Below are 23,286 nucleotides of genomic sequence, written 5' to 3' on the forward strand. Positions count from 1 at the left end.
CAGACTCCCTTCAACGTGGCCTCACCCGATCTCGGCGGCGCGTTTGACCGCGGCGCGGATTCTTGGGTAGGTGCCGCAGCGGCAGATGTTGCCGGACAACGCCTGGTCGATGTCGCTGTCGGTAGGCTTGGGGATCTTCGCCAACAACGCGGCCGCCGACATGATCTGCCCGGATTGGCAATAACCGCACTGGACCACGTCGAGCTCGGCCCAGGCCTGTTGCACCGGGTGCGAGCCATCGCTGGACAGACCTTCGATGGTGAGAATTTTCTGCCCGTGGGCCACCGCCGTAGCGGGCGTGATGCAGGAGCGCAGCGGCGCGCCGTCGACGTGTACGGTGCAGGCGCCACACTGGGCCATGCCGCAACCGAATTTAGTGCCCGTCAGGTGCGCGACATCGCGCAGAACCCAGAGCAACGGCATGTCTGCGGGGACATCCAGTTCCTGGTCCTTGCCATTTATGTTCAGGGTCAGCATGGCGGATTTCCTCAGACTCACAGTGTTCTGAAGGGGCGTCGCTACCGCGACGCCATTATTTTTCTGTAGGAGCGAGCGGTGCGGCGATCCGACTTGCCCGCCAAAAACTATGACGCGGCGTGACAGAAATGACGCCTTCGCGAGCAAGCTTCGCTCCTACAAGGTCGGCGGCGTGACGCGCGCCTTGGGTTATCCCTACAGCTAAGCGCAATTTGACCCGCAAGCCATATTCATCGACCACCGGTCACCGCCGCCCCGTAACAGCTCGGCAGCTGCTACGGACTGGCTACGCTGATAATCCAGTGTGTTTAACCTGCCGAGGACAACCGCCATGCAACGCTTTCCAAAACTCACACCCTGCCTGTGGTTCGACGATCAGGCCGAAGCGGCGGCGAAGTTTTATTGCTCGATCTTCGATCACTCGAAAATCACCGCCATCACCCATTACGGCAGGGCCGGTCAGGAAATTCACGGCCGGCCGGAAGGCTCGGTGATGACGGTCAGCTTCGAGCTTGATGGCCAGTCCTTCACCGGCCTCAATGGCGGGCCAGTGTTCACCTTCAACGAAGCGGTGTCGTTCCAGGTCAATTGCCAGAACCAGGAGGAAGTCGACCACTTTTGGGGCAATTTGTCCGCCGGCGGGCCCGTGCAGGCGCAGCAATGCGGCTGGCTCAAGGATAAATTCGGTGTGTCATGGCAGATCGTACCGATAGCGCTGATGCACATGATGCAAGACCCCGATACGCACAAATCCCAGCGCGCGATGCAAGCAATGCTGCAAATGAAAAAGCTCGACATCGCCGAACTGGAACGAGCCTTTGCCGGCCAGAGCTAATACACTCAGACACTGGCCCGCCAAGGACATTGAGATGAAGCCCACCGTCGCCAAAGATGCAGACAAAGCCCCGCGCTTCTGGCGCGACGACGCCCTGCCCTTCATCGAAGCCCGCTCCATCGCCGACGGCCGCGAGGTCTGCTACGCCCGGCATTCCCACGAACACTTTTCCATCGGTGCAATCACCGCCGGGCGCAGCACCTACGTCTATGAGCAATCGGAGTTTCAGGTCAATGCCGGCACCGTAGTGTTGATGAACCCCGGCGATGTGCATGCCTGCAATCCGATCGATGACCAGCCCTGGTCGTACCTGATGCTGTACGTCGAGACGCCCTGGCTGACAGACTTGCAGCATCAACTCGGGTTCAGCCAGGACTTGGCGTTTCGCCGGTTTTCCATCACCCACCATCGCGACCTTGAGCTGTTCACCGGCCTGAAGAACTTGTACGAGGTATTGGTCGATCAGCAGCAAGACGTACTGCGCAAGCACAGTGCGGCGGTGGAGTTTTTCACTGATGTTCAACAGCGGCTCAACCCGGTTGATCAACCGCTGCGCGAACCCAACTTCAAGCTGGAACGGGCCGCCGACTACATCCGCGACAACTGCACACAGATGCTTAAGCTGGAGGACATTTGCGAGGCGGCCCAATTGTCGCCGTCGTACCTGATTCGCGCCTTCAAGCAGCATTACGGCATGACACCCCATGCGTTTCTGGTGAATCGCCGCATTCAGTTCGCCCGTGATCGCTTGCGCAACGGCCAATTAATCGCGGACGTGGCGTTGCAAGCCGGGTTTGCCGATCAGGCGCACTTTCAGCGGGCATTTAAACAGCATTTGGCGGCAACACCGGGGCAATATCGCGGCTGAACAGTCGACAATAAAAACATCAACTCTTTTATTTCCCCATTTAACCGCGCATCTAACGGACACATCAGGACAATAGATAACCATTGTAACTGAGCAATGGTGTTCGCTAACCTTTTCAACGCCACCAACACAGCGCCTGAACAAAGCGTTCACTTTATCAATATATTAGCCCGCAAAGGATTGCCCATTCATGAGTGACCAATCCGTCATTTATAATGCCGCCAACTTCGACGACACTATCTCCAACCCGGAAAACAGCGAAAAAAGCCAGACAATTAAAGCCCTGGACATCTCAACCAATCAGCTCGACTTTTTCAAGCAGGGCGGCCTTGATAACTTTTACATTCATATCGTCGAGGACTCGCAGTTTTTTAAAGCACTCAGGCCGGGCAAACTATTCCTGACCAGTCTTGTAAAACACCCCGCATTTGTTGATATCCGCGCAAAACTATCATTACCGGAAGACACTATTTTTCACGCCGACACTAACGGTCGAATCCAGGCATTAAACCAAGTTCACAAACACATCTGGGACTCTGCGCTGGGTGTCCGTCTGCGCACTGTTTTCGAACGACACGACATCACGAACGAGATCGACCAAGTTGAAGAGCTTGAAAAAGAGCTCCATACGCTGAAAACACAAGCACGAATAACCTGGGGAATCAGCTCGACTTCTCTGGTCAGCGTAGGGCAATGGCTGCGTTTTCACGAAGTCGACGTTCCGCAAACGGCTGATCAGGCCGCAAATCTGTTGGAGTTTTTCAACACCGAGAAAGCCATCGGACGCAGCAATTTTTGTGAGGTGCTCGCAAGCCCCGCACACTCCAGATATGAACTGACGGCCGAACATCGTTCAACCCTGTGGAAAGTAACCGATCAATTGCTTGATGGTAATGAACTGCTCATCAACCATTTGATGAACGAAATTCCCTGGATCGGCATCAAGCCTTCAACGATCGCAATCCAGCCAGGCACCTACGACGACTTGCTGTGGATGTTAAGTCAGCCGGAAGTCCGCGCCATCGCCCGACAATATACTGAGGCACTGGGCTGGCATGACGCCGAGGCGGACATCGTGAAGAGCATTGTATTGGACCGGCAGGTATTGCTGGCGGCCATCATGCTCAATCTCAGGATTCGCCTTGAAGACGAGTCCACTGAAATCAATATTGCAGGGTACAAGCTGTACTCCACCGCCAACGTTGAAAAGAACTGGCTGGAGGTGCGCACGGAGCTTGAAAGTCACTTCATAAATAAAGTAAGCAGCAACGGAAAACACATCGATCCCTTCGCTGTACCGATGATTGTATACGCCCTGTTGACTGAATTGGCCCCAGCGTTCCTGGTAGAAGATGCGCCTGCTTCTCTCCAGGTAGGTTCTACTGCATGGGTGATGTTGAATCGGGCTGTGATGCTGGCGGAGTTCAATGTGCCTGGTTCATCTCAATTGTTGACGTATGCGCAACTACTGAAGCGAGCGATGATCGCCCCCATCAGTCATCGGCAGAAGTTATTGCATAACGCATCCACTGTACGGCCTGTCTTGTATTGGGCACTGATCAACGAATCCATCCCGCGAGACTCCGACAGTCACTTCAAGCAGGAAAATATTAACGCCGCGACCACACAATACAATAACTACCTAAAAGAACTGAGTGATGCCGCGAACACGTTATCCACACCGTTTCCAAGTCGAAAAAAACTGGCACTTGAAACACTGAAATCCCACGTACCTGATTGCGATTTCCTGGAAACCAAAGTTCTAAGAAACCGTACCCCTTTCGGTGAACACGCTCTGACTTTATCCATCCTTGACGCCTACCTCTCCAATAATCTGTTGAACAAAGATTGGTGGAAGGAAGGCGAGGATATTTACACGTCATTCCCGAATTTGTTGACGCTGCCATCCATAAAGGACATTTTCCATGAAGCTGTCGACGCTCATCTTGTGCACCTGAAAGAGGCGACAAGCACAGTTATTCGCCACGCCCTTTCGGCCCTCCCCCAGGAAGATCGTGGCCGCTTGGGCGTTGGCGAGACAGGCGTATTTTCGCTGCGTCGATATATGCCGCGAGACCCTTTCGATAGCGCCCCCCTACAGCCCACGGACCGCGCCCGATTTGGAGTACTCATCACCGCAACACTGGGCAACGAACTCCATTGTTACGAACTTCACACGCTCACCGGCGAATGCAAAAAAAACCAATCCCTGGTTGAAGCGTTCAGACGCTCCGGGCTCGTTGACGACAACGACGATTTGATCCCCAAAGCGCTGGTTCCGGATGACCGTGGCAAGCTGATGATTGACGCAACCATCGATCTGGACGCTTATTTCAAGGGCAAGCCATCGGAGAAAGTGGGCCATGAGTTCTTCAATGTCGATTTGCTGTCTATCTTGCCCAGACGAACAGGGCGCGCCTCTGATTACCGGTCTCCGCTGCTGGCGTTCCGTTCTGTGGCGTTCAAGGAGATCGCTCGTTTCATCGCTTCCGAGGCGCTGTATGTGACGAAAGACTCACTGATAGCCGCAGGTTTCGACAAAACAGAGATTGAACAGCGTTTAGAAGCCGACGTGAAATGGGCAGGCTCCATTATTGACATCATCGTTCCGTTCAAAAGCTGCATTGAAGACCTTGCGTCCGGGGACAAGGACCGCAGGACCAGCGGAATCTGGGGATGCCTATTGGATGGTGCCGCCGTGTTACTGCCCTTTATCGGTTTTGCTGGCACCGCAGCCAACCTGCTCTTCAAGGCAGGTAGCCTGGGTTCGAAAATTTCGTCGGTTACTCGGCTGAGTCTGAAGTTTTCGCTGTCGCTGTTTAACCCCGTGGATGGCATTCCCACCTTGTTGGGTAAAGGCGCCGTGCGCATTGGTCGGTTGGGCAGCAGCGGGTTCGAACTGGCGACCAGTCAACTGCGCAAGTTGACTGGAGGCGCGGACGCTTACGATTTTGTCCGGGCCTCGCGACTCAACGCAGCGGCGGAAGCCCGTTTGGGGCTTTCCACACTGGAACACGGCAAATTTGTCTTCAAGGATCCTGATTTGCTCGATGCGCAGGATGTCCTGCAACGCTTGGCGAAAGGTAACGAGAGCACACTGGCGAACGAATTTTCCAATATTGAAATCCAGCATTTGCTGGAGAATTCGCTGAGCGACATTGTGCTGAGGTCCGAAGGCGGGGAAAAACTAAAAAGCCTTCTGTCGGCGGACGCTGCCGACACCCTCGTCAAACATGAGGCGCAGAAATGGAGCCTGTCCAGCCTTTATCCCTACAAAGACAATCCTTTGGAACTACCCAACAGGATAGAGGGCCTTTTGGAGCTGGAGGTCAAGAACATCAACTTCATGAACGCACATCAGGATGCCCTGCTGAAACTCGATCTCGGTAAGCCCCCTTACAATGGTGTGCTCGAAGAAAGCGCCTTCAACCCCCGCGGCCTCACCGATAATGTGGATCGTGCAGCGGCCTGGATCGCCAAATCTTCCAACTCGAAAAATGACGTGGAAGGCCTCAAGACCTTACTTGGTGAATATGCCGCCAGCAGGCAATCGCTCAGTGATCTTGCTGTAGTGAAGGAGATACACAAAAAAGTGCTCCCTACCCCTTCAGCAACTTATCGAGGCCCGGTTTTACATGCCCCTTATCCCGGAACCGTTTCCGGTACTCACCTGCTCGAAAAACACTTGGAAAAACTGGATCCGAGTTCCGAACACTTCAATAAGCAACTGTTTGCTGCTCTGGTGGGCTATCACAGCTTTGCCGATGGCAATGGAAGGACAGCCAGACTGGCCTACGCCATCTCAGAGCTGAGGAAGGGACGTTTCAATGCGCTCGCCAAAACAACGGAAGATGCATTAAGCGGCCTGTCCTGACGCTTTGTTGATCCATACCCCATTTGGCGGGGTATGGATCACTGACTCAGGGCCACATCAGGTACGCGGCACTTGCCGTCAACAGGCAGGCCATTGTCCGATTGAACAGGCGTATGCCTGCCGGGTTGCCCAGATAGCCACGCAAAAACGTTCCGGCATACGCCCAACAGCCGACAGACACATAGCAAATCACCAGATACACCGCCGCAAACTGCCAGACCAGCCGCGCCTCGCCGTCCGCAACGAACGCGCCCATGCCCGCGACACAGGCCAGCCAGGCTTTCGGGTTGAGCCATTGCATCACAGCACCGTACAACATCGACGGTGCCCGGCGCGACTCTTTTGCATCGATGCAACCATCGTCCGCCGCCAATTTCCAGGCCATGAACAACAGAAACGCTGCACCCGCCAGTCGCACCACCTGCGTCAGTGCCGGCCACAGCCGCAATACCTCATGCAACCCCAGCCCCATCAACACCAGCAATAAGACGAAACCCAGCGTTGCCCCGGCGACATGCCGCTGACTGGCACGAAAACCAAACTGCGCCCCTGAACTCAACGCCACAATATTCACCGGTCCCGGTGTAATGGAAGCGGCCAGGGCAAACGCCGCCATGGAAAGAATCAGACTCATTGCATACCTTCTTCAATTCAGTTGAACCAGGACTCAAGGTAAAGAGCCAGGGGAACGCTGTATTGAAGAAAACACCCCTTGCCTGTTCCGCGATATGTGGCTCTCCCTGTAGCCACGCTGTCACGCCCCCCTTATGGCGGGCCTATACTTCAAGAATCGGCACACTCGATGCGCCAGGCAATCATGCTGGATGTAGTGGCGCGTCGAGTGATCGTTCACGCAGGCCACGGCCTGCCTTCATCGTAGGGAGGAGAAGATCATGGCGCGTAAATACATCGACTGCCGCGAGTTCCCAAGCGATTCCAAATGCTCGGTCGCGCTGTCCGCAGACTCTGAAAACGAACTGCTCGAGGCCGCTGCACAGCATGCGGTCAGTGTTCACAAGCACACTGATTCACCGGAACTGCGTGCTCAACTGAAGACGATGTTTCATGACGGCACCCCGCCTGTTGAAGCACCGCGTCAGGCTTAGGGCTACCGAAGGCTGCGGTCTTTTGATTTTGTTCTTCAGCGGTATTGGTGAAGATCAAGATCAAAGGATCGCAGCCTTCGGTCGTTGCATTTCGCTTGTCGCCAGGCGTTTGGCTAAGCTGAATAAATCGGGGGTGAATTGAAACCTGAATGATAACGGCCATCAGCGGATCTGGCTTGTCATCAAGACGGTACTCCCAAAGGAGACGACTATGTATGCGGTGATAAGAACCTATCTGGGTGCCGGCGCAAAGCAGCTTTTCGATCTTCTGGAAGAACGCCATACCGACGTCGAAGCGGCGCTGCGGACAGTGCCTGGCCTCGTAAGCTACACACTGCTCAATACGGGTGATGGCGGTACATCGGTGACTGTTTGCACGGACAAGGCCGGCAGTGATGCAAGCATGAAAGTGGCACGCGACTGGATTCAGAAAAATGCTTCGCATATCCAAGCAAAACCGCCGATCGTGACGGAAGGTCCGGTCATTGTGCAGATCAAATAGCACGCCCTTGCGATTGACCTCATGACACTACCGCTGTTCGGCCCCTGTCCTTAATAACCAGAGGCCTGCTTTTGAATGTGGCGACATGAAGCCACCTGAATGACTTAAAGCGACTGCTCGTTGCCTCCCCCTCGCCGGATCGTCACGCCTGCATTACTGTATGTACAACCAGCATTTGTACAGCGAACCGTTTCCATGAGTTTCGACCAGGCTAAAGGGGATTAACGTTTCACTTGTCCTGCCTGTAAATCCGATTTGGGTGGATAACCAGACGCTTGACCTGTGCATCCAGCTCGTTGCTGTGATACAGGTCCAGGCATTTCAGCAAATCGAAACGCACGCCCTGGACTTCCGACTCGACCAGCGGGTTGTGATAGTCACGCGTCAAGTAACGATCCACCAGGGTCTTGATCGCGTCGGGGGCCTTTTCCAGGTCGTATTCGGTCCAGTCGCGCAATGCGCTGACGCTGCTTCCTGCGTCAATGGCTGCTGACTTGTCCTCCTTGTAGGCGTTCGCAATGCAGGTCGCGAGCACCATGTCTTTGTAATTCTGCCCGTAGGTACGTGCACCGGCCTCCGGGGACATCCCCCCCGTGTCTTTCGCATAACCAACGCAAGCCAGTAGCATGAGTGGCAGGATGCCCAATAGAGCCTTCTTCACAGCAAGCTCCAGAAGTTCGCACGGTCGGTGCGATAGTTCGTACCGGGTTCGTTGAAATAGCAGTGGTCGTAGCAAGTACTGCCGTTGAACAGCGTGGCGTGCCCCTGGGCATCCCACCAACCCTGCACTTCAAACAGGATCACCCCCTTCTTGCCTCTCAGGGTTCCGCCACCCGAGGGGGGATACTGCACGACTTCAGCCTTGCCCCAGCGTTGTTCCAGAAAGGCAATAAGGTTTTTGACGCGGAAGAAGTATTGGGACTTGTCGGCACCGGACACGGTTTGCCCGGGCATACTTGGAATTTTCAGGCCCGCCTGGTTCAGGATATAGCTCATCCGTACCGCGCAGGTGTTGCTCCAGCGCTGTGCCGGGTCAGGGTTGTTGATGTTCTTTTCAACAAATCCCCCAATGACTTCGGCGACCTTGGCTCCCGAGTTGGAGGGATCATAAATTTGCTGCGAAGCCGTCCAGGCAGCAATGAAGGGAATTCTTTTCATCGGTACGTCCTTGTTTTGAATATTCAGCAAATCGTCGTGAGGCCCTACCCATGATTGCTAAGGCCCTAGCAGTCCGACGCAGGGGCACGGATAAAGCCTAGGTCATCGTGCTGATGATGGAAGGAGCCAAATGACTGCCCTATTGACCCGCTTTCAGTCAGGAAAGTCCATTAAAAGGTGGATTTCTCTTCTTGTCGAGGTCACTTGACCACTGCCCAGCGCGTGCCTCAAGAGGCCACTCACTGGAGCCTTCGTTTGATGGTCAAGTACGCGCGGGGCAGCGCCTGGCAGGCTCAATGGGTAATCTCCGCGCTCTGCACCGTCACCCAGTCGGTCAGCCGCGATCATTCATTAGCTGCCAGGGTACGATCTGGCACGACACGCGCCTGAAACTTGCGCACGCGGTCGGCGCAAGTCGATTTGCAGTCAGAATTCTCTGTCGATTTTCCGGTGGAGGCGCCGGCTGACGCGGCTTATGCTCAGGCCATGAACCTACAAAACGCTGTGCTGCCACCCCGTGCCGAGATGGTTCGCGCCATGCTCGAACGCGACACCGCCTACGAGGGGGTGTTCTTTACCGCGGTCAAAACCACCGGGATCTTCTGCCGCCCCAGTTGCACGGCGCGCAAACCGAAGCCGGAAAACGTCGAGTTCTTCGCCCATGCCGATGAGGCAATGTCGGCGGGTTATCGGGCCTGTCTGCGGTGCAAACCGCTGGATGCCGCGGCCATTGCCCCGGACTGGGTGCAGCAACTGCTGAAATCCGTCGACGCCGACCCCGACCTGCGCTGGACCGATGCCCAATTGCTCGCCGAAGGCATCGAGCCGCTGAAACTGCGGCGTTGGTTCAAGCAGCATTTCGGCATGACCTTTCATGCCTGGCTGCGCAGCCGACGCCTGGGCATCGCCCTCGGTGGCATCAAACAGGGCGAATCCATCGACAACGCGGCGTTCGATTCCGGCTACGAATCCTTGAGCGGTTTTCGCGATGCGTTTCAAAAGTCGTTCCACATCACGCCCGGCCGCGCCGCTCACAGCGAGCCCCTGCTGTTCACCCGATTGACCACGCCGCTGGGGCCAATGATCGCCATGGCCGAACGGCGTGGGCTGGTGCTGCTGGAGTTTCTCGATCGACCGGCATTGACCAAGGAAATCGAAGAACTGCAGAACCGTTATGGCTATGCCGTGGCCCCCGGTCACAACGGCCATTTGCAGCAGACCGAAGAAGAGCTGGCGCAATATTTCGCTGGCAAACGGAGCGAATTCAACGTGCCGCTGCACCTGCCCGGCAGCGTTTTCGCCAGGCAGGTGTGGACTGAATTGACCAAGATCCCCTACGGCCAGACCAACACCTATGGCGCGATTGCCGCGCAACTGGGCAAGCCCGGCGCCAGTCGCGCCGTGGGCATGGCCAACGGGCAAAACCGTCTGGCGATTGTGCTGCCCTGCCATCGGGTGATCGGCGCAGACGGCTCGTTGACCGGCTATGGTGGTGGACAACCGCGAAAAGCGTTTCTGCTCAGGCTGGAAAGCGCCGCGGTGCAAATCACCCAACAACTGGCATTCTGATCACTCCACGGTTTTCCAATAAAATGTTTTCCAATAAAAAGTCATAAGAAAGGACATTCCATGGACACACTCGACACTCAATTCCACCAACTGCACCAGAGCGGGCTGCTGATTCTGACCAACGTCGCCGATGCCACCGGGGCGCGACTGGTGGAACAGTTGGGCAGTAAAGCCGTGGCCACCAGCAGCGCGGCGGTGGCCTGGGTGCATGGCTATCCGGATGGCAACACCTTGCCGCTGGAACGGCTGGTTTCCACGATCGAATCCATCGCCCGGGTCATCAGCGTGCCGTTGAGCGTGGACATTGAGGCGGGTTATTCCGATGACCTGGGGCGAGTTGCGCAAGTGGTCGACGCGGTGATCACCGCTGGCGCCGTGGGGATCAACATCGAGGACGGTGCTTCGCCCCCCGACCTGCTGGCCCGCAAGATCGAAATCGCGCGCCAGGTCGCCAATCGCCGGGATGTGAAGCTGTTCATCAATGCCCGCACCGACGTGTACCTCAGGAGCCTGGTGCCGGCCGAAGATCGCGTCGCCGAGACGCTCAAACGCGCCGCGTTGTATCAGGCGGCCGGTGCCGACGGGCTGTTCGCCGCTGGCGTCACGGCGGCGTACGAGATCGACGCCCTGTGCCACGGCACGACGCTGCCGCTGAACGTGCTCGGCTTCCCCGGCCTGCCTTCGCCTGAAGAACTGCAAGCCCTTGGCGTGCGCCGTTTGAGCGCAGGCTCAAGCATCGCCGAATTCCTTTATGGCGCCATGGCCGGCCTGGCCAAAAGCTTTCTGCAAACCGGCACGCTCGACAGCAGCCACCTCAAGGCCTTTACCTATGGCCAAGTGAACGCCCTGCTGGCCCCGACCGGGAAAGTTTGACCGCAAGCAATGGGGTGCGGCGCTGCGGGGGGACGACTAGTCTTCCCGCAATCGCCCGCCCCTCAGGATGCTCCATGCCCGACACCTATCAACTGGCCAGCGAATTTCTTGCGGCCCTCGATGCCGACTGGCAGCGTCACATCAGCGCCATCGGCCCTTGCCTGCATCAACCCCATGCGGCTCGCGATCCTTATGAGTCGCTGGTGCGGGCGATTGCCTATCAGCAACTGCACGCAAAGGCCGGGGACGCGATCGTCGGCCGGTTGTTGGCATTGTTTCCGGCGAGCACCTTCCCCAGCCCCGAACAGATCCTGGCGACCGACTTCGAGCAGATGCGCGCTTGCGGCTTTTCCGCCAGCAAGATCGCGACCATTCAGGGCATCGCTCAGGCGGCCCTGGACGGCGTGGTGCCGGACTACGACACGGCGCTGGCGATGGACGATGAAGCGTTGATCGAGCGCTTGATCACCTTGCGCGGAGTGGGCCGCTGGACCGTGGAAATGCTGCTGATCTACAGCCTGGAGCGGCCAGACGTTTTGCCGGTCGATGACTTCGGGGTGCGTGAGGGTTATCGGCGGCTGAAGGGGCTGGCCCAACAGCCGAGCCGCAAGCAGATGTTGGACATCGGGCTGGCGTGGAGCCCTTATCGGACGGTGGCGGCGTGGTACTTGTGGCGGGTGCCCAACCGGTAGACCTTGTAATCGTTCATCGCGAGCAGGCTCGCTCCCACAGGGGACTTTCTGTGAACACATTATTTGTGAACACTGCAGACCCAATGTGGGAGCGACGGTGCGACGATTCGACCTGCTCGCGATAACGCCGGTACATCCAGCATAAATTCAAGCCCGGAAACGCTGACGGTCTAGGCTGTCTTGAGTCATCCCAACCCCGTCGGAGGCTCCCATGCAGCTCGAAGGCTCCTGCCATTGCGGCGCGGTGTCGTTCAGCCTGACCAGCGCCCACCCCTACCCTTATCAACGTTGCTACTGCTCGATCTGTCGCAAGACCCAAGGCGGTGGCGGTTATGCGATCAACCTGGCGGGCGATGCCCAGAGCCTCAAGGTGCGCGGGCGCAAGCACATCTCGATTTACCATGCACGGCTCAAGGACGAAGGCGACAAGCGCGCCCGACGCAGCACCGCCGAACGGCATTTCTGTTCCCTGTGCGGCTCGGGACTATGGCTATTCAGCCCTGAATGGCCGGAGCTGGTTCACCCGTTTGCCTCGGCCATCGACACGCCCTTGCCGGTGCCGCGGGAACACACGCATCTGATGCTCGGCTCCAAGGCGCCATGGGTGGAAGTCGAGGCCCATCCGCGGGACCAGCAATTCGATGTCTACCCCGTAGAGTCCATTGCCCAGTGGCATGAGCGCCTGGGTTTGTGCCGCTAGGCCCGTTCACAGTCTTTGACAGTTTTCCGACAAAGCTGTCAAAGATTGCTCGTCGGCACCCACCTAGCATGGCCGCATCCAACCTCCCTTCGGGTGCTCCCATGTTCCGTTCGTTATCGCTGTCGTTGACTTCATGCTGCCTGCTCTTCCCCGCCGCCTCCTTGCACGCCGACGACTGGCGTTACAGCCTGCGGGCCGGCGCCGCCAGCGTGCCGCGTTACAGCGGCAGTGACGAACGCGCAGTGGCACCGCTGTTGGGGGCAAAAATCACCAGCCCTTATGGGTTGTTTCTCGACACCGACAAGCAGCTGGGCTGGGCGTTTGACGAAGACGACTTCGGTTTGAGCGTGTACATCGGCGCCAGTGATGTGCGCAAGGATCGCAAGACCGGTTTCAAAGGCTCGGATGAGCTCAATGGCATGGGCTCGATCAAGTCGCGGCCGGTACTGGGGCTGGACGGGACCTACCAGATGGGGCCGATCGTTCTCGGCGCCACTTTCGAACATGCACTGGAAAAGGATGATGACGATCACGACACCGGCTCGGCCTGGAACCGACTGAAGCTGAGCATCAGCGCACCGCTTTATGAGGGTGACTATGGCAAGCTCGTGGGCAGCCTCAACAGTCAGTTCGGCGACAGCAACTACGTGCGCACCTGGTATGGCGTCAGCGCAGCGCAGGCATCGCGCAGTCAGTTTCGGGCCTATGACACACACGGTGGGCTGGTGAGTCGCGGGGCGGATTTGACCTGGTCGCTGCCGATCAATAATCAATGGAGTGTTTCAACGGTGCTCGCCGTTCAGTACCTGGCCAATGATGCCGCGGACAGCCCGATTGTGGAGCGGCGGATGCAGACGTCGTTGGTTGGGCAGGTGGTGTACAGCTTTTGATGATGCGGTGTTGCTGATGGTCTCATCGCGAGCAGGCTCGCTCCCACAGGGGTTTTGTGAACGACACAGACCCAATGTGGGAGCGAGCCTGCTCGCGATGGCGTCAGTAAGAGCAACCCCGAGCTAATCCAGGTGCGCCCAGGTCATGCGAAACGACGCCCCGCCCCACGGCGAATCCGCCACTTGCACTTGCCCGCCATGGGATTGCGACACCCGGCGCACTAACGCCAGGCCGAGGCCAAAGCCACCGGTGCGGCGGTCGCGGCTGGCATCGAGGCGCGAGAACGGTTCGAAGATTTTCTCCCGCCCGTCCAGCGGCACGCCCGGCCCATCATCGTTGACCTGCACTTCGTAATGATCACCGGTACGCACCAACGACACTTCCACCCGCTCATTGGCATAACGAATGGCATTGCGCAGCAAATTGATCACCGCTCGGGCCATGAAGCGCGGTTCGATACGAACTTCATCAACCTGACATTCGACAATCAACAGCTGCACCCCTGCGGCTTCAGCCTCCAGCGACACGCTGCCCACCACACTGTCGAGCCAATGGCTGGCTTGAATGTTCTCTCGGGTAATCACCGTGGCACCGCGCTCAAGGCTGGCGTACGTCAGTAACTCGGAAACCATTTCTTCCAGCTCGCCGAGGTCGGCGTACATGTCGGCAATCAACTCGCGGTTCTGGGTTGGGTCGGGCTGTTGCTTGAGTTGATCGAGCTCGAACGACAGCCGTGCGATTGGCGTGCGCAGCTCATGGGACACAGCGTTGGTCAGCTCGCGCTGATTGGCGATCAGCCCCTCGATGCGCGCGGCCATCAGGTTAAAGTGCTCGGCCAGATCACGAATGTTCGAGCGTTTGGACAACTGGATGCGCGCCGAAAGATCATTGTCGCCAAAGCGTTCGGCGGCCAGGCGCAGTGTCTCCAGATCGCGCCAGTGCGGGCGCACCCAAAAAAACAACACGAAACCGATCATCACCGCGATCATCAGATAGGCCGCGGCAATGTAGAACGGCATCAGGCTCGGCTCGGCCGGCAGCTTGATACTGAGCAGCTGCGAACCGTCGTCAATGCGCGAGATGAACTGCGTGTACTTGTCGCGAATCACCAGCAGGCCCTGGGCCAACTCGGCTGCTTCCTGATCAGTCAGGGACAGTTGATCAGTCTCGACCAGGGCCAGGCCCAAGCCGTAGTGAGGACGTACGGCTTGCAGTTGTCGCTCCCGGGCCGGGCCGTCCAGACCGCGCAACTGCTCGACCAGCGACCAGGCCTGACCACGCACCGCCTCTTGGTTATAGCTCTGCATCTGACCGTCGAGAAGCGCGTCGAACGTGCGCTCGACGGTTTGCAGCGCCAATACCAGGCCCGCCGTCATCACCAGAAACAGCCCGAGAAATAACCGCAGCATTTACAGCTCCCACGCAAACGGATTGAACAGGTAACCCTTGCCCCACACAGTCTTGATGCACACCGGCTCGCGCGGGTTGTCCTTGAGCTTGCCGCGCAATTTACTGATGTACACGTCGACGCTGCGGTTGAGGCCGTCGAAGGCGATACCACGCATACGGTTGAGGATGTCGTCGCGGGACAAAATCTTGCCCGCGGCGCTGGCCAGCAACCACAGCAATTCGAATTCCATGGTGGTGAGGTCGATGCCCTCGCCCGCCAAGCGCACTTCGCGGCAACTGCGATCAATGCTCAGATGGCCGAATTCCAGTGAGCTGCACACGCTGTTGTCCGGCATCTGACGGCGTTGCAAGGCGCGCAGACGGGCGAGCAGCACGGGGGGCTTGATGGGTTTGATCACGTAGTCGTCGGCACCGGATTCCAGGCCCAGGATGTGATCGAGGTCGTCTTCCTTGGCGGTGAGGATGACGATGGGTGTGTCGGATACGCTGCGGATCTCGCGGCACACGTGCAGGCCGCTCTGCCCCGGCAGCATCAGATCGAGCACGACGACTTTCGGTTTGAACTCAAGGAAAGCGGCCATCGCAAGGTCGCCACGGTGCACCTCGCGGACCTCAAAGCCGTGTTGGGCCAGGAAGTGCGCAATCAGCCCGGCGAGTTTCTCGTCGTCTTCCACCAGCAATACTTTGCCAAAACCCAGGTTATCCATAACGACCGTCTGCCAACCCTTGAATGAAGTGGGCAGCATTATGGCGCCAATCGGTGACGGGACGCTTATCGCAGGCAGCAAAAACCGGCCACGGGGGCCGGTTTTTGAAGATGTTTCATTCTTTTAAGAGTTTTTAACAATTCAGACGCAGAAGATCGGCATTTGTAGGAGCGAGGCTTGCCCGCGAAGGCATCCTTGAAATCGCCTTCGCGGGCAAACCTCGCTCCTGCAGGGTTATGCGGCGGCTGGGACACCGCTGTGAAAGCGGAACTCCACGTCCGGCGATTCGATCAGTTCCTGCTCGGCAGCACGAACCCGGTCAATGACCTGCGCAATGTCCTTGGCATCCCCGTACTGGTAGGCCAGCTTCAGATAACCCTGGAAATGCCGCGCTTCGCTTTTCAGCAGGCCGAAATAGAACTTGCCCAGTTCCTCATCCAGATGCGGCACCAACGCCTCGAAACGCTCGCAACTGCGAGCTTCGATAAAGGCGCCGACCACCAGCGTATCCACCAGTTTCACCGGCTCGTGGCTGCGCACCACTTTGCGCAGCCCCGAGGCGTAACGCCCGGCGGACAACTGCCGCAGCTCGATCTTGCGTTTTTTCATCAAGCGCATGACCTGCTCGTGGTGCACCAGCTCTTCCCGGGCCAGACGCGACATCAGGTTGATCAGATCGACGTGCGAGTGATACTTGGCAATCAGGCTCAACGCCGTGCTGGCCGCCTTGAATTCGCAGTTTTTGTGGTCGATCAGCAGCGTTTCCTGATCGGCCAGCGCGGCCTGGACCCAACCGTCGGGCGTGCGGCAGCCGAGGAACTCGTGAATTTCGGGAAGGATCATGGGGCTCACGGATAAAAGGTTCAAAACGAAGGGCGCCGATTATACCGGCCTGCCGACAGACCACCAGTCGCCACCGTTGATATGCATCAAGTCGCGAATGCCCGACCACCAACTATAGTTGTCCAACGCAGTGTTTTTACCTTCCTGGAGAACCCGATCATGCAAGCCATTCGCAGCATTCTGGTGGTCATTGAACCCGAGCACTCGGAAAGCCTGGCGCTCAAACGGGCCAAATTGATCGCGGGTGTGACCCAGGCTCATCTGCACCTGCTGGTCTGCGATAAAAAGCATGATCACAGCGCGATGCTTGGCGTGCTCAAGGCGGCCCTGCTGGCGGACGGTTACAACGTCACCACCGAGCAAGCCTGGAACGAAAGCCTGCACGATACCATTATCGACGTGCAGCAGGCCGAAGGCTGCGGGCTAGTGGTCAAACAGCATTATCCCGACAGCCCGCTGAAAAAGGCCCTGCTGACCCCGGCGGACTGGAAACTGCTGCGCTACTGCCCGACGCCCGTGTTGCTGGTGAAAACCGCCAAACCCTGGGCCGGTGGCGTGATCCTGGCGGCCATTGATGTCGGCAACATGGATGGCGAACACCGCACCTTGCACGCCAGCATCATCGATCATGGCTACGACATTGCCAGCCTGGCCAAAGCCCATTTGCATGTCATCAGCGCCCATCCATCGCCGATGCTGTCGGCGGCCGATCCGACGATGCAGCTCAAGGAAACCATCGAGGCTCGTTACCGCGAGCAGTGCCAGGCGTTCCAGGCCGAGTTCGACATCGACGACGATCACCTGCACATCGAGGAAGGCCCGGCGGATGTGTTGATTCCGTTTATGGCCCATAAGCTGGCGGCCTCCGTGACGGTGATCGGCACGGTGGCGCGGACCGGGTTGTCCGGGGCGTTGATCGGGAATACGGCGGAAGTGGTGCTTGATGCGCTGGAGAGCGACGTGCTGGTGCTCAAGCCGGACGAGATCATGGATCATCTGGAAGAGATCGTGACCCAGCATTGAGATTTGTAGTGACTGGCCGGACGCCATCGCGAGCAGGCTCGCTCCCACATTGGATCTGTGTCGTTCACAAATCCCCTGTGGGAGCGAGCCTGCTCGCGATGCTCTTAACCGCCGAAGGCGTCTTTTAGAAATCCCGGCGCGATGTAGCGCTGGTAATGCGCCTCCGAGAGCAGGAAAAATTCCCGATCAATGGCATCGCGCAATTCCGGCAGGTTCCAGTCGCGAAACTCCGGCAGCAACACCATCCCGTAGGCTTCCAGGTTGTTGATGACCCGTGCGCCCCGGGCGATCAGCTGATAAGCCCAGCAATACTCCGACTGATGCGGCACAAAGCGGATCTTGCGCTGTTCCAGCTGCATTCTTAGAAGTGCAGGATCGAAAATTTCTACCTTGGCGGCCATCACCTGGGACAACAGCTGCTCAAGACGCAACCACACCGCGCGTTTTTCTTCCTCGTCGTAACCGTTCCAGTGGATCACTTCGTGGTGGAAACGCTTGCAGCCACGGCACACCAAATCACCGTAAACAGTGGAGCAGAGGCCGACGCAGGGGGTCTTGATGGTCTGATTGGGCATAGGTAGGCAAAACACGGGAAAGCAGAACAGGTCGGCATGTTAGCCCTTTGTCTAACATTCATCACCCCTCAAAATTCGGGGGCTAACTTACCTTTAAATTTTTTTTGCCGTAGAATCAGCCAGCCTTTTAAGGCGCCAATGTCCGTTAAGAAGCTGTTTTCAAAGCGTCACGAGCACAGTCGTTCCTTCAGAGCGGTGTTGGCGAAGGGTTTTTCCAGCGGGGAAAAGCCCAACGCCAACCCTCATCAGCTCCCCGTTCTGCAGGCGTAAAACTTTGAAAGCAGCTTCTGTAAGGAATTGCCGGTAATTCTGGCTAAGCGGCCCACAACGCCACACAGCGCATGAGTACGGCAATTTCGGGATGAGCGTCCCGGACACCCATTTGGGACCACTGATGAGGGTAATAACTGTGCTTGAAGCCTACCGCAAACATATCGAAGAGCGTGCAGCACTGGGTATCGTTCCCCAGCCACTTAACGCCGAACAAACTGCAGGCCTGGTCGAGCTGCTGAAGAATCCCCCGGCTGGCGAAGAAGCTTTCCTCGTTGACCTGATCACCAATCGCGTTCCGCCAGGAGTGGACGAAGCCGCCTATGTAAAGGCCGGTTTCCTGTCTGCCCTCGCCAAGGGCGAAGCCAAATCCCCTCTGATCGACAAGAAACGCGCTGTTGAACTGCTCGGCACCATGCAGGGCGGCTACAACATCGTGACCCTGGTAAACCTGCTGGACGACGCCGAACTGGCACCCGTAGCTGCCGAAGAACTCAAGCACACCCTGCTGATGTTCGACGCCTTCCACGACGTGGCTGAAAAAGCCAAGAACGGCAACGTTCACGCCAAAGGCGTTCTGCAATCCTGGGCCGACGGCGAGTGGTTCAAGAACCGCCCTGTGCTGGCCGACAAGATCAGTCTGCGCGTGTTCAAGGTGACTGGCGAAACCAACACCGACGACCTGTCCCCTGCCCCGGATGCCTGGTCCCGCCCGGATATCCCGCTGCACGCCCTGGCCATGCTGAAAATGGCTCGCGACGGCATCGTGCCGGACGTCCAAGGCTCCATCGGTCCGATGAAGCAGATCGAAGAAATGCGCAACGCCGGCTTCCCGATCGCCTACGTCGGCGACGTGGTCGGTACCGGTTCTTCGCGTAAATCGGCCACCAACTCGGTGCTGTGGTTCTTCGGCGACGACGTTCCTTACGTGCCGAACAAGCGTGCTGGCGGTTTCTGCTTCGGCAGCAAGATCGCTCCGATCTTCTACAACACCATGGAAGATGCCGGCGCACTGCCAATCGAATTCGATGTGACCAACATCAACATGGGCGACGTGATCGACCTGTACCCGCACGCAGGTAAAGTCTGCAAGCACGGTACCGACGAAGTCATCACCACCTTCGAAATGAAGACCCCAGTGCTGTTGGACGAAGTCCGTGCCGGCGGTCGTATTCCGCTGATCATCGGCCGTGGCCTGACCGAGAAGGCTCGCGCCGAACTGGGTCTGCCACCTTCGAACCTGTTCAAACTGCCGGAAGCCCCGGCTGAAAGCACCAAGGGTTACACCCTGGCGCAGAAAATGGTCGGCAAGGCATGCGGCGTGACTGGCGTTCGTCCAGGCACCTACTGCGAACCGAAAATGACCACCGTCGGCTCCCAGGACACCACTGGCCCGATGACCCGTGACGAACTCAAAGACCTGGCGTGCCTGGGCTTCTCGACCGATCTGGTGATGCAGTCCTTCTGCCACACCGCGGCCTATCCAAAGCCGATCGACGTGACCACCCACCACACCCTGCCTGACTTCATCATGACCCGCGGCGGCGTGTCCCTGCGTCCGGGCGACGGCATCATCCACAGCTGGCTGAACCGCATGCTGCTGCCGGACACCGTCGGTACCGGTGGTGACTCGCACACCCGTTTCCCGATCGGTATCTCGTTCCCGGCCGGTTCCGGTCTGGTCGCGTTCGCCGCAGCCACCGGCGTTATGCCGCTGGACATGCCGGAATCGATCCTGGTTCGCTTCAAGGGCAAACTGCAACCGGGCGTCACCCTGCGTGACCTGGTTCATGCCATCCCTTACTACGCGATCCAGAAAGGCCTGCTGACCGTCGAGAAGAAAGGCAAGAAGAACGCCTTCTCCGGCCGCATCCTGGAGATCGAAGGTCTGGAAACCCTGACCGTCGAGCAAGCCTTCGAACTGTCCGACGCCTCGGCCGAACGTTCGGCTGCCGGTTGCACCATCAAGCTGTCCAAAGAGTCGATCGCCGAGTACCTGCAATCGAACATCACCCTGCTGCGCTGGATGATCGGCGAAGGCTACGGCGATGCCCGTACTCTGGAACGTCGCGCTCAAGCGATGGAAGCCTGGTTGGCCAACCCTGAGCTGCTGGAAGCTGACAAAGACGCCGAATACGCCGAAATCATCGAGATCGACCTGGCCGACGTCAAAGAGCCTGTGCTCTGCGCGCCGAACGACCCGGACGACGCTCGTCTGCTCTCCAGCGTCGCTGGCGAGAAGATCGACGAAGTGTTCATCGGTTCTTGCATGACCAACATCGGTCACTTCCGCGCTGCCGGCAAGTTGCTGGAACAGGTCAAAGGTCAGCTGCCAACCCGTCTGTGGCTGTCGCCGCCGACCAAAATGGACGCTCACCAGCTGACCGAAGAAGGCTACTACGGCATCTACGGCAAGGCCGGCGCACGCATGGAAATGCCAGGCTGCTCGCTGTGCATGGGTAACCAGGCACGTGTAGAGCCGAACTCCACCGTGGTGTCGACGTCGACCCGTAACTTCCCGAACCGTCTGGGGGACGGCGCGAACGTCTACCTGGCTTCGGCCGAGCTGGCGTCCGTTGCGTCCATCCTGGGTCGCCTGCCGACCGTCGAGGAGTACATGGAATACGCTGGCAAGATCGACAGCATGGCGGCCGATGTTTACCGCTACCTGTCCTTCGACCAGATCGCCGAGTTCCGTGAAGCTGCTGCGAACGCCAACATCCCGGTCGTTCAAGCCTAACGTTACAACGCCATGAAAAACGCCGCCCATCGTGAGATGAGCGGCGTTTTTTTATGCCTGACGTCGATTGCCCAGCTACGCTTTGCCTGATGTCGGCACCAGGACAGCGTGCCACGAGGCCTGGCAGGCCTCAACTCACGGAGGAGTCATGCGAGTCATCTTGATCGCCATCGGTTCGGCCGATGACATTTTTCCCTTCATTGGCCTGGCCAATGCGCTGAACCTGCGCGGTCATCGCGCGACTCTGTGCAGCCTGCCGGCGTTCAAGGCCACCCTCGAGCAGTACGGGCTGGAATTCGAACCGTTATGCCAGGAAGGCACCGACGAGCCACCCCGCCTCCACGGCTCGAAAACCGCCTTGGCTATGCAGTGGAACGCCGCCTCACACCTGCTCGAACCGACCTATGACTACCTCGCGGCGCGGCGTCACGAGGACATCGTGGTGGTGGGTTCGTTTTGGGCGCTGGGCGCACGCGTGGCCCAGGAGAGGTTTTGCATTGCGTACCTTTCGGTACAAATTTCACCGTTCTTGCGCGAGACCCATCGGCTGATGCTGGACCGACTCTGTGCGCCACAACTCAACGCGTTTCGAGCCAGAAAGGGCTTGGGCGGGACGGTCCAGCACGTTGTCAGCCAATGGATGCATTCGCCGGACGGCGTGATCAGCCTCTGCCCCGAGTGGTTCGCACCGCAGCAAGCCGCTGCGCCGGCCACCCTGTGCAAGGCCTGCGAAAAAGCCGTTGCGGCCATCGAGCATTGTCACCAGCGAACCAAAGGTCGTCTGACCGGGCATTCGAAGGGGGCGATCAACCGGGACAGCCCGGATTGATCGCCCGCTGTTTCAGGCGCTGAGTGAGTAGATCAACGCCGAAATCGCCACCAGGCCCACCAGCGTCACGAAGACGTTGGAGGCTTGGCCACGGTAACGCGCCATGGCCGGCACCTTGCGGATCGCGTACATCGGCATCAGGAACAGGATCGCCGCGATGACCGGGCCACCGAGGGTTTCGATCATGCCGAGAATGCTCGGGTTCAGGGTCGCGACAATCCAGCAGACCACCAGCATGAATGCCGCGGTCATGCGGTCCAGGGTTTTCGGCGCCGGGCGTTTACCGCTCTTGACGATCAGGCCCTTCAAGCCTTCGCTGGCGCCGATGTAGTGGCCCAGGAACGACTTGGAAATGGCCACGAAGGCAATCAACGGCGCCGCGAAGGCGATGGTCGGGTTGCTGAAGTGGTTGGCCAGGTACGACAGGATCGACAGGTTCTGCGCCTTGGCTTCCGCCAGTTGCGCCGGCGACAGAGTCAGCACGCAACTGAAGACGAAGAACAGCACCATCACCACCATCAAGAGGTGGGCGCGGGACAGGATCTGCGAGCTGCGCTCTTGGGCATGAGTGCCGTAGCGACGTTTCTGGTCCACCGCGAACGCCGAAATGATCGGCGAGTGGTTGAACGAGAACACCATCACCGGAATCGCCAGCCACAGGGTGTGCAGCAGCGCCGACGACTCAGGCAGCGTGGACGCGGTGCTGAGGATGCCACCGCTCCAGTGAGGAATCAGGAACACCGCCAGGAACAGCAGCGCGACGATGAACGGATACACCATCAGGCTCATGGCCTTGACGATCACCTGTTCACCGCAACGCACCACCGCCAGCAGGCCGAGAATCAGCACGAACGACAGCACGGCGCGCGGTGGCGGCATGATATGCAGTTGATGTTCGAGGAAACTGCCCACGGTGTTGGTCAGGGCCACGCTGTAGATCAGCAGGATCGGGAAGATCGCGAAGAAATACAGCAAGGTGATCAACGCGCCGGCCTTGATGCCGAAATGTTCTTCCACCACTTCGGTGATGTCCGCGCCTTCGCGGCCGGACAACACAAAGCGGGTCAGGCCACGGTGCGCGTAAAACGTCATGGGGAACGCCAGCAACGCCAGGATCAGCAGCGGCCAAAAGCCGCCCAGCCCCGCGTTGATCGGCAAAAACAGGGTACCGGCCCCGATTGCCGTGCCAAACAGGCCCAGCATCCAGGTGGTGTCATGGCGATTCCAGCTTTCGAGGCTCGCTGGTGTCGCCGCTACATAGCGTTCGTCGACGCTATTGGCCTGATCATTCATCCGGTCGGATCTCCGCTTTCCGGTCACTTGCCACCCGACCAGGACGAGTCG

Annotated in this window: 22 protein-coding genes; 13 read left to right on the forward strand and 9 right to left on the reverse strand. The window is 58.3% G+C overall.

What is annotated here, in order from left to right:
- Nucleotides 1–21 precede the first annotated feature (21 nt).
- Nucleotides 22–477, reverse strand: coding sequence for a (2Fe-2S)-binding protein (locus J3D54_RS25050; RefSeq protein ID WP_007937751.1), 456 nt, complete (start codon nt 475–477; stop codon nt 22–24).
- A gap of 331 nt (nt 478–808) precedes the next feature.
- Here J3D54_RS25050 and J3D54_RS25055 point away from each other — a divergent pair, with 331 nt between their 5' ends.
- The 3 genes from J3D54_RS25055 to J3D54_RS25065 all read left to right on the forward strand — a co-directional run bounded on the left by J3D54_RS25055 (nt 809) and on the right by J3D54_RS25065 (nt 6,054).
- On the forward strand, nt 809–1,312 hold the full coding sequence (locus J3D54_RS25055) for a VOC family protein (RefSeq protein ID WP_253424075.1): 504 nt from the start codon (nt 809–811) through the stop codon (nt 1,310–1,312).
- A gap of 34 nt (nt 1,313–1,346) precedes the next feature.
- A complete protein-coding gene (locus J3D54_RS25060; RefSeq protein ID WP_253424077.1) occupies nt 1,347–2,180 on the forward strand; it encodes an AraC family transcriptional regulator in 834 nt (277 codons plus the stop codon).
- A 190-nt stretch (nt 2,181–2,370) separates the two neighbouring features.
- Nucleotides 2,371–6,054 (forward strand): hypothetical protein, encoded by a 3,684-nt coding sequence (locus tag J3D54_RS25065; protein ID WP_253424080.1) that lies wholly within the window; start codon nt 2,371–2,373, stop codon nt 6,052–6,054.
- A gap of 46 nt (nt 6,055–6,100) precedes the next feature.
- Here the strand turns inward: J3D54_RS25065 and J3D54_RS25070 are convergent, their stop codons facing one another.
- A complete protein-coding gene (locus tag J3D54_RS25070; protein WP_253424083.1) occupies nt 6,101–6,688 on the reverse strand; it encodes a LysE family translocator in 588 nt (195 codons plus the stop codon).
- Nucleotides 6,689–6,947: 259 nt separating this feature from the next.
- On the opposite strand from J3D54_RS25070, the gene J3D54_RS25075 reads away from it, so the two are divergent.
- Both J3D54_RS25075 and J3D54_RS25080 read left to right on the forward strand, forming a co-directional pair.
- Entirely contained in the window at nt 6,948–7,160 is a 213-nt protein-coding gene (locus J3D54_RS25075; RefSeq protein ID WP_253424086.1) for a DUF1059 domain-containing protein, read from the forward strand.
- A gap of 211 nt (nt 7,161–7,371) precedes the next feature.
- Nucleotides 7,372–7,662 carry a hypothetical protein gene (locus tag J3D54_RS25080; protein WP_253424089.1) on the forward strand — a complete coding sequence of 97 codons (291 nt, stop codon included), beginning with the start codon at nt 7,372–7,374 and terminating at the stop codon, nt 7,660–7,662.
- A 229-nt stretch (nt 7,663–7,891) separates the two neighbouring features.
- Here J3D54_RS25080 and J3D54_RS25085 read toward each other — a convergent pair whose 3' ends face one another.
- Together J3D54_RS25085 and J3D54_RS25090 are read right to left on the reverse strand one after the other, a co-directional pair.
- The gene (locus tag J3D54_RS25085; RefSeq protein WP_253426756.1) at nt 7,892–8,290 is read right to left on the reverse strand and encodes a type VI secretion system amidase immunity protein Tai4; all 399 of its coding nucleotides are present in this window, start codon (nt 8,288–8,290) and stop codon (nt 7,892–7,894) included.
- Nucleotides 8,291–8,319: 29 nt separating this feature from the next.
- Nucleotides 8,320–8,820, reverse strand: coding sequence for a type VI secretion system amidase effector protein Tae4 (locus J3D54_RS25090; RefSeq protein WP_253424092.1), 501 nt, complete (start codon nt 8,818–8,820; stop codon nt 8,320–8,322).
- A gap of 486 nt (nt 8,821–9,306) precedes the next feature.
- Between J3D54_RS25090 and J3D54_RS25095 the strand changes: the two genes are divergently transcribed.
- The 5 genes from J3D54_RS25095 (at nt 9,307) to J3D54_RS25115 (ending at nt 13,544) form a co-directional block, all read left to right on the forward strand.
- On the forward strand, nt 9,307–10,389 hold the full coding sequence (locus tag J3D54_RS25095; RefSeq protein ID WP_253424095.1) for a bifunctional transcriptional activator/DNA repair enzyme AdaA: 1,083 nt from the start codon (nt 9,307–9,309) through the stop codon (nt 10,387–10,389).
- A 60-nt stretch (nt 10,390–10,449) separates the two neighbouring features.
- Nucleotides 10,450–11,262 (forward strand): isocitrate lyase/phosphoenolpyruvate mutase family protein, encoded by an 813-nt coding sequence (locus J3D54_RS25100; RefSeq protein WP_253424097.1) that lies wholly within the window; start codon nt 10,450–10,452, stop codon nt 11,260–11,262.
- Between the two features lie 74 nt (nt 11,263–11,336).
- Nucleotides 11,337–11,954 carry a DNA-3-methyladenine glycosylase gene (locus tag J3D54_RS25105; protein ID WP_253424100.1) on the forward strand — a complete coding sequence of 206 codons (618 nt, stop codon included), beginning with the start codon at nt 11,337–11,339 and terminating at the stop codon, nt 11,952–11,954.
- Between the two features lie 211 nt (nt 11,955–12,165).
- Complete coding sequence (locus tag J3D54_RS25110) at nt 12,166–12,654, forward strand: GFA family protein (RefSeq protein ID WP_253424104.1); 489 nt, start codon at nt 12,166–12,168, stop codon at nt 12,652–12,654.
- 101 nt (nt 12,655–12,755) lie between these two features.
- Nucleotides 12,756–13,544, forward strand: coding sequence for a MipA/OmpV family protein (locus J3D54_RS25115; RefSeq protein WP_253424107.1), 789 nt, complete (start codon nt 12,756–12,758; stop codon nt 13,542–13,544).
- A 123-nt stretch (nt 13,545–13,667) separates the two neighbouring features.
- Here the strand turns inward: J3D54_RS25115 and J3D54_RS25120 are convergent, their stop codons facing one another.
- The 3 genes from J3D54_RS25120 to J3D54_RS25130 form a co-directional block, all read right to left on the reverse strand.
- Nucleotides 13,668–14,954 carry an ATP-binding protein gene (locus J3D54_RS25120; protein WP_253424110.1) on the reverse strand — a complete coding sequence of 429 codons (1,287 nt, stop codon included), beginning with the start codon at nt 14,952–14,954 and terminating at the stop codon, nt 13,668–13,670.
- A complete protein-coding gene (locus J3D54_RS25125; RefSeq protein ID WP_253426760.1) occupies nt 14,955–15,662 on the reverse strand; it encodes a winged helix-turn-helix domain-containing protein in 708 nt (235 codons plus the stop codon).
- Nucleotides 15,663–15,896: 234 nt separating this feature from the next.
- Nucleotides 15,897–16,505 carry a tRNA-(ms[2]io[6]A)-hydroxylase gene (locus J3D54_RS25130; protein WP_105345386.1) on the reverse strand — a complete coding sequence of 203 codons (609 nt, stop codon included), beginning with the start codon at nt 16,503–16,505 and terminating at the stop codon, nt 15,897–15,899.
- A 159-nt stretch (nt 16,506–16,664) separates the two neighbouring features.
- Between J3D54_RS25130 and J3D54_RS25135 the strand changes: the two genes are divergently transcribed.
- Nucleotides 16,665–17,528 (forward strand): universal stress protein, encoded by an 864-nt coding sequence (locus J3D54_RS25135; protein WP_253424113.1) that lies wholly within the window; start codon nt 16,665–16,667, stop codon nt 17,526–17,528.
- A gap of 104 nt (nt 17,529–17,632) precedes the next feature.
- On the opposite strand, the gene J3D54_RS25140 is transcribed toward J3D54_RS25135, so the two are convergent.
- Complete coding sequence (locus J3D54_RS25140; RefSeq protein WP_253424116.1) at nt 17,633–18,103, reverse strand: DUF1289 domain-containing protein; 471 nt, start codon at nt 18,101–18,103, stop codon at nt 17,633–17,635.
- Between the two features lie 409 nt (nt 18,104–18,512).
- On the opposite strand from J3D54_RS25140, the gene acnB reads away from it, so the two are divergent.
- Both acnB and J3D54_RS25150 read left to right on the forward strand, forming a co-directional pair.
- A complete protein-coding gene (gene acnB, locus J3D54_RS25145) occupies nt 18,513–21,113 on the forward strand; it encodes a bifunctional aconitate hydratase 2/2-methylisocitrate dehydratase (RefSeq protein ID WP_253426763.1) in 2,601 nt (866 codons plus the stop codon).
- 148 nt (nt 21,114–21,261) lie between these two features.
- Nucleotides 21,262–21,942, forward strand: coding sequence for a glycosyltransferase (locus J3D54_RS25150; RefSeq protein WP_253424120.1), 681 nt, complete (start codon nt 21,262–21,264; stop codon nt 21,940–21,942).
- A 12-nt stretch (nt 21,943–21,954) separates the two neighbouring features.
- Here the strand turns inward: J3D54_RS25150 and J3D54_RS25155 are convergent, their stop codons facing one another.
- Nucleotides 21,955–23,235 (reverse strand): serine/threonine transporter, encoded by a 1,281-nt coding sequence (locus J3D54_RS25155; RefSeq protein ID WP_253424123.1) that lies wholly within the window; start codon nt 23,233–23,235, stop codon nt 21,955–21,957.
- Nucleotides 23,236–23,286: the final 51 nt, after the last annotated feature.

It is taken from the genome of Pseudomonas sp. GGS8 (assembly GCF_024168645.1).
Taxonomy (GTDB): Bacteria; Pseudomonadota; Gammaproteobacteria; order Pseudomonadales; family Pseudomonadaceae; genus Aquipseudomonas.

What these genes read in the sequence shown, in the direction of transcription:
- J3D54_RS25050 (WP_007937751.1), bottom strand. Translation starts at nt 477, where the DNA reads ATGCTGACCCTGAACATAAATGGCAAGGACCAGGAACTGGATGTCCCC.
- J3D54_RS25085 (WP_253426756.1), bottom strand. Translation starts at nt 8,290, where the DNA reads ATGCTACTGGCTTGCGTTGGTTATGCGAAAGACACGGGGGGGATGTCC.
- J3D54_RS25065 (WP_253424080.1), top strand. Translation starts at nt 2,371, where the DNA reads ATGAGTGACCAATCCGTCATTTATAATGCCGCCAACTTCGACGACACT.
- J3D54_RS25055 (WP_253424075.1), top strand. Translation starts at nt 809, where the DNA reads ATGCAACGCTTTCCAAAACTCACACCCTGCCTGTGGTTCGACGATCAG.
- J3D54_RS25060 (WP_253424077.1), top strand. Translation starts at nt 1,347, where the DNA reads ATGAAGCCCACCGTCGCCAAAGATGCAGACAAAGCCCCGCGCTTCTGG.
- J3D54_RS25125 (WP_253426760.1), bottom strand. Translation starts at nt 15,662, where the DNA reads ATGGATAACCTGGGTTTTGGCAAAGTATTGCTGGTGGAAGACGACGAG.
- J3D54_RS25105 (WP_253424100.1), top strand. Translation starts at nt 11,337, where the DNA reads ATGCCCGACACCTATCAACTGGCCAGCGAATTTCTTGCGGCCCTCGAT.
- J3D54_RS25140 (WP_253424116.1), bottom strand. Translation starts at nt 18,103, where the DNA reads ATGCCCAATCAGACCATCAAGACCCCCTGCGTCGGCCTCTGCTCCACT.
- J3D54_RS25130 (WP_105345386.1), bottom strand. Translation starts at nt 16,505, where the DNA reads ATGATCCTTCCCGAAATTCACGAGTTCCTCGGCTGCCGCACGCCCGAC.
- J3D54_RS25075 (WP_253424086.1), top strand. Translation starts at nt 6,948, where the DNA reads ATGGCGCGTAAATACATCGACTGCCGCGAGTTCCCAAGCGATTCCAAA.
- J3D54_RS25150 (WP_253424120.1), top strand. Translation starts at nt 21,262, where the DNA reads ATGCGAGTCATCTTGATCGCCATCGGTTCGGCCGATGACATTTTTCCC.
- J3D54_RS25120 (WP_253424110.1), bottom strand. Translation starts at nt 14,954, where the DNA reads ATGCTGCGGTTATTTCTCGGGCTGTTTCTGGTGATGACGGCGGGCCTG.
- J3D54_RS25090 (WP_253424092.1), bottom strand. Translation starts at nt 8,820, where the DNA reads ATGAAAAGAATTCCCTTCATTGCTGCCTGGACGGCTTCGCAGCAAATT.
- J3D54_RS25155 (WP_253424123.1), bottom strand. Translation starts at nt 23,235, where the DNA reads ATGAATGATCAGGCCAATAGCGTCGACGAACGCTATGTAGCGGCGACA.
- J3D54_RS25115 (WP_253424107.1), top strand. Translation starts at nt 12,756, where the DNA reads ATGTTCCGTTCGTTATCGCTGTCGTTGACTTCATGCTGCCTGCTCTTC.
- J3D54_RS25110 (WP_253424104.1), top strand. Translation starts at nt 12,166, where the DNA reads ATGCAGCTCGAAGGCTCCTGCCATTGCGGCGCGGTGTCGTTCAGCCTG.
- J3D54_RS25095 (WP_253424095.1), top strand. Translation starts at nt 9,307, where the DNA reads ATGAACCTACAAAACGCTGTGCTGCCACCCCGTGCCGAGATGGTTCGC.
- J3D54_RS25080 (WP_253424089.1), top strand. Translation starts at nt 7,372, where the DNA reads ATGTATGCGGTGATAAGAACCTATCTGGGTGCCGGCGCAAAGCAGCTT.
- J3D54_RS25135 (WP_253424113.1), top strand. Translation starts at nt 16,665, where the DNA reads ATGCAAGCCATTCGCAGCATTCTGGTGGTCATTGAACCCGAGCACTCG.
- J3D54_RS25100 (WP_253424097.1), top strand. Translation starts at nt 10,450, where the DNA reads ATGGACACACTCGACACTCAATTCCACCAACTGCACCAGAGCGGGCTG.
- J3D54_RS25070 (WP_253424083.1), bottom strand. Translation starts at nt 6,688, where the DNA reads ATGAGTCTGATTCTTTCCATGGCGGCGTTTGCCCTGGCCGCTTCCATT.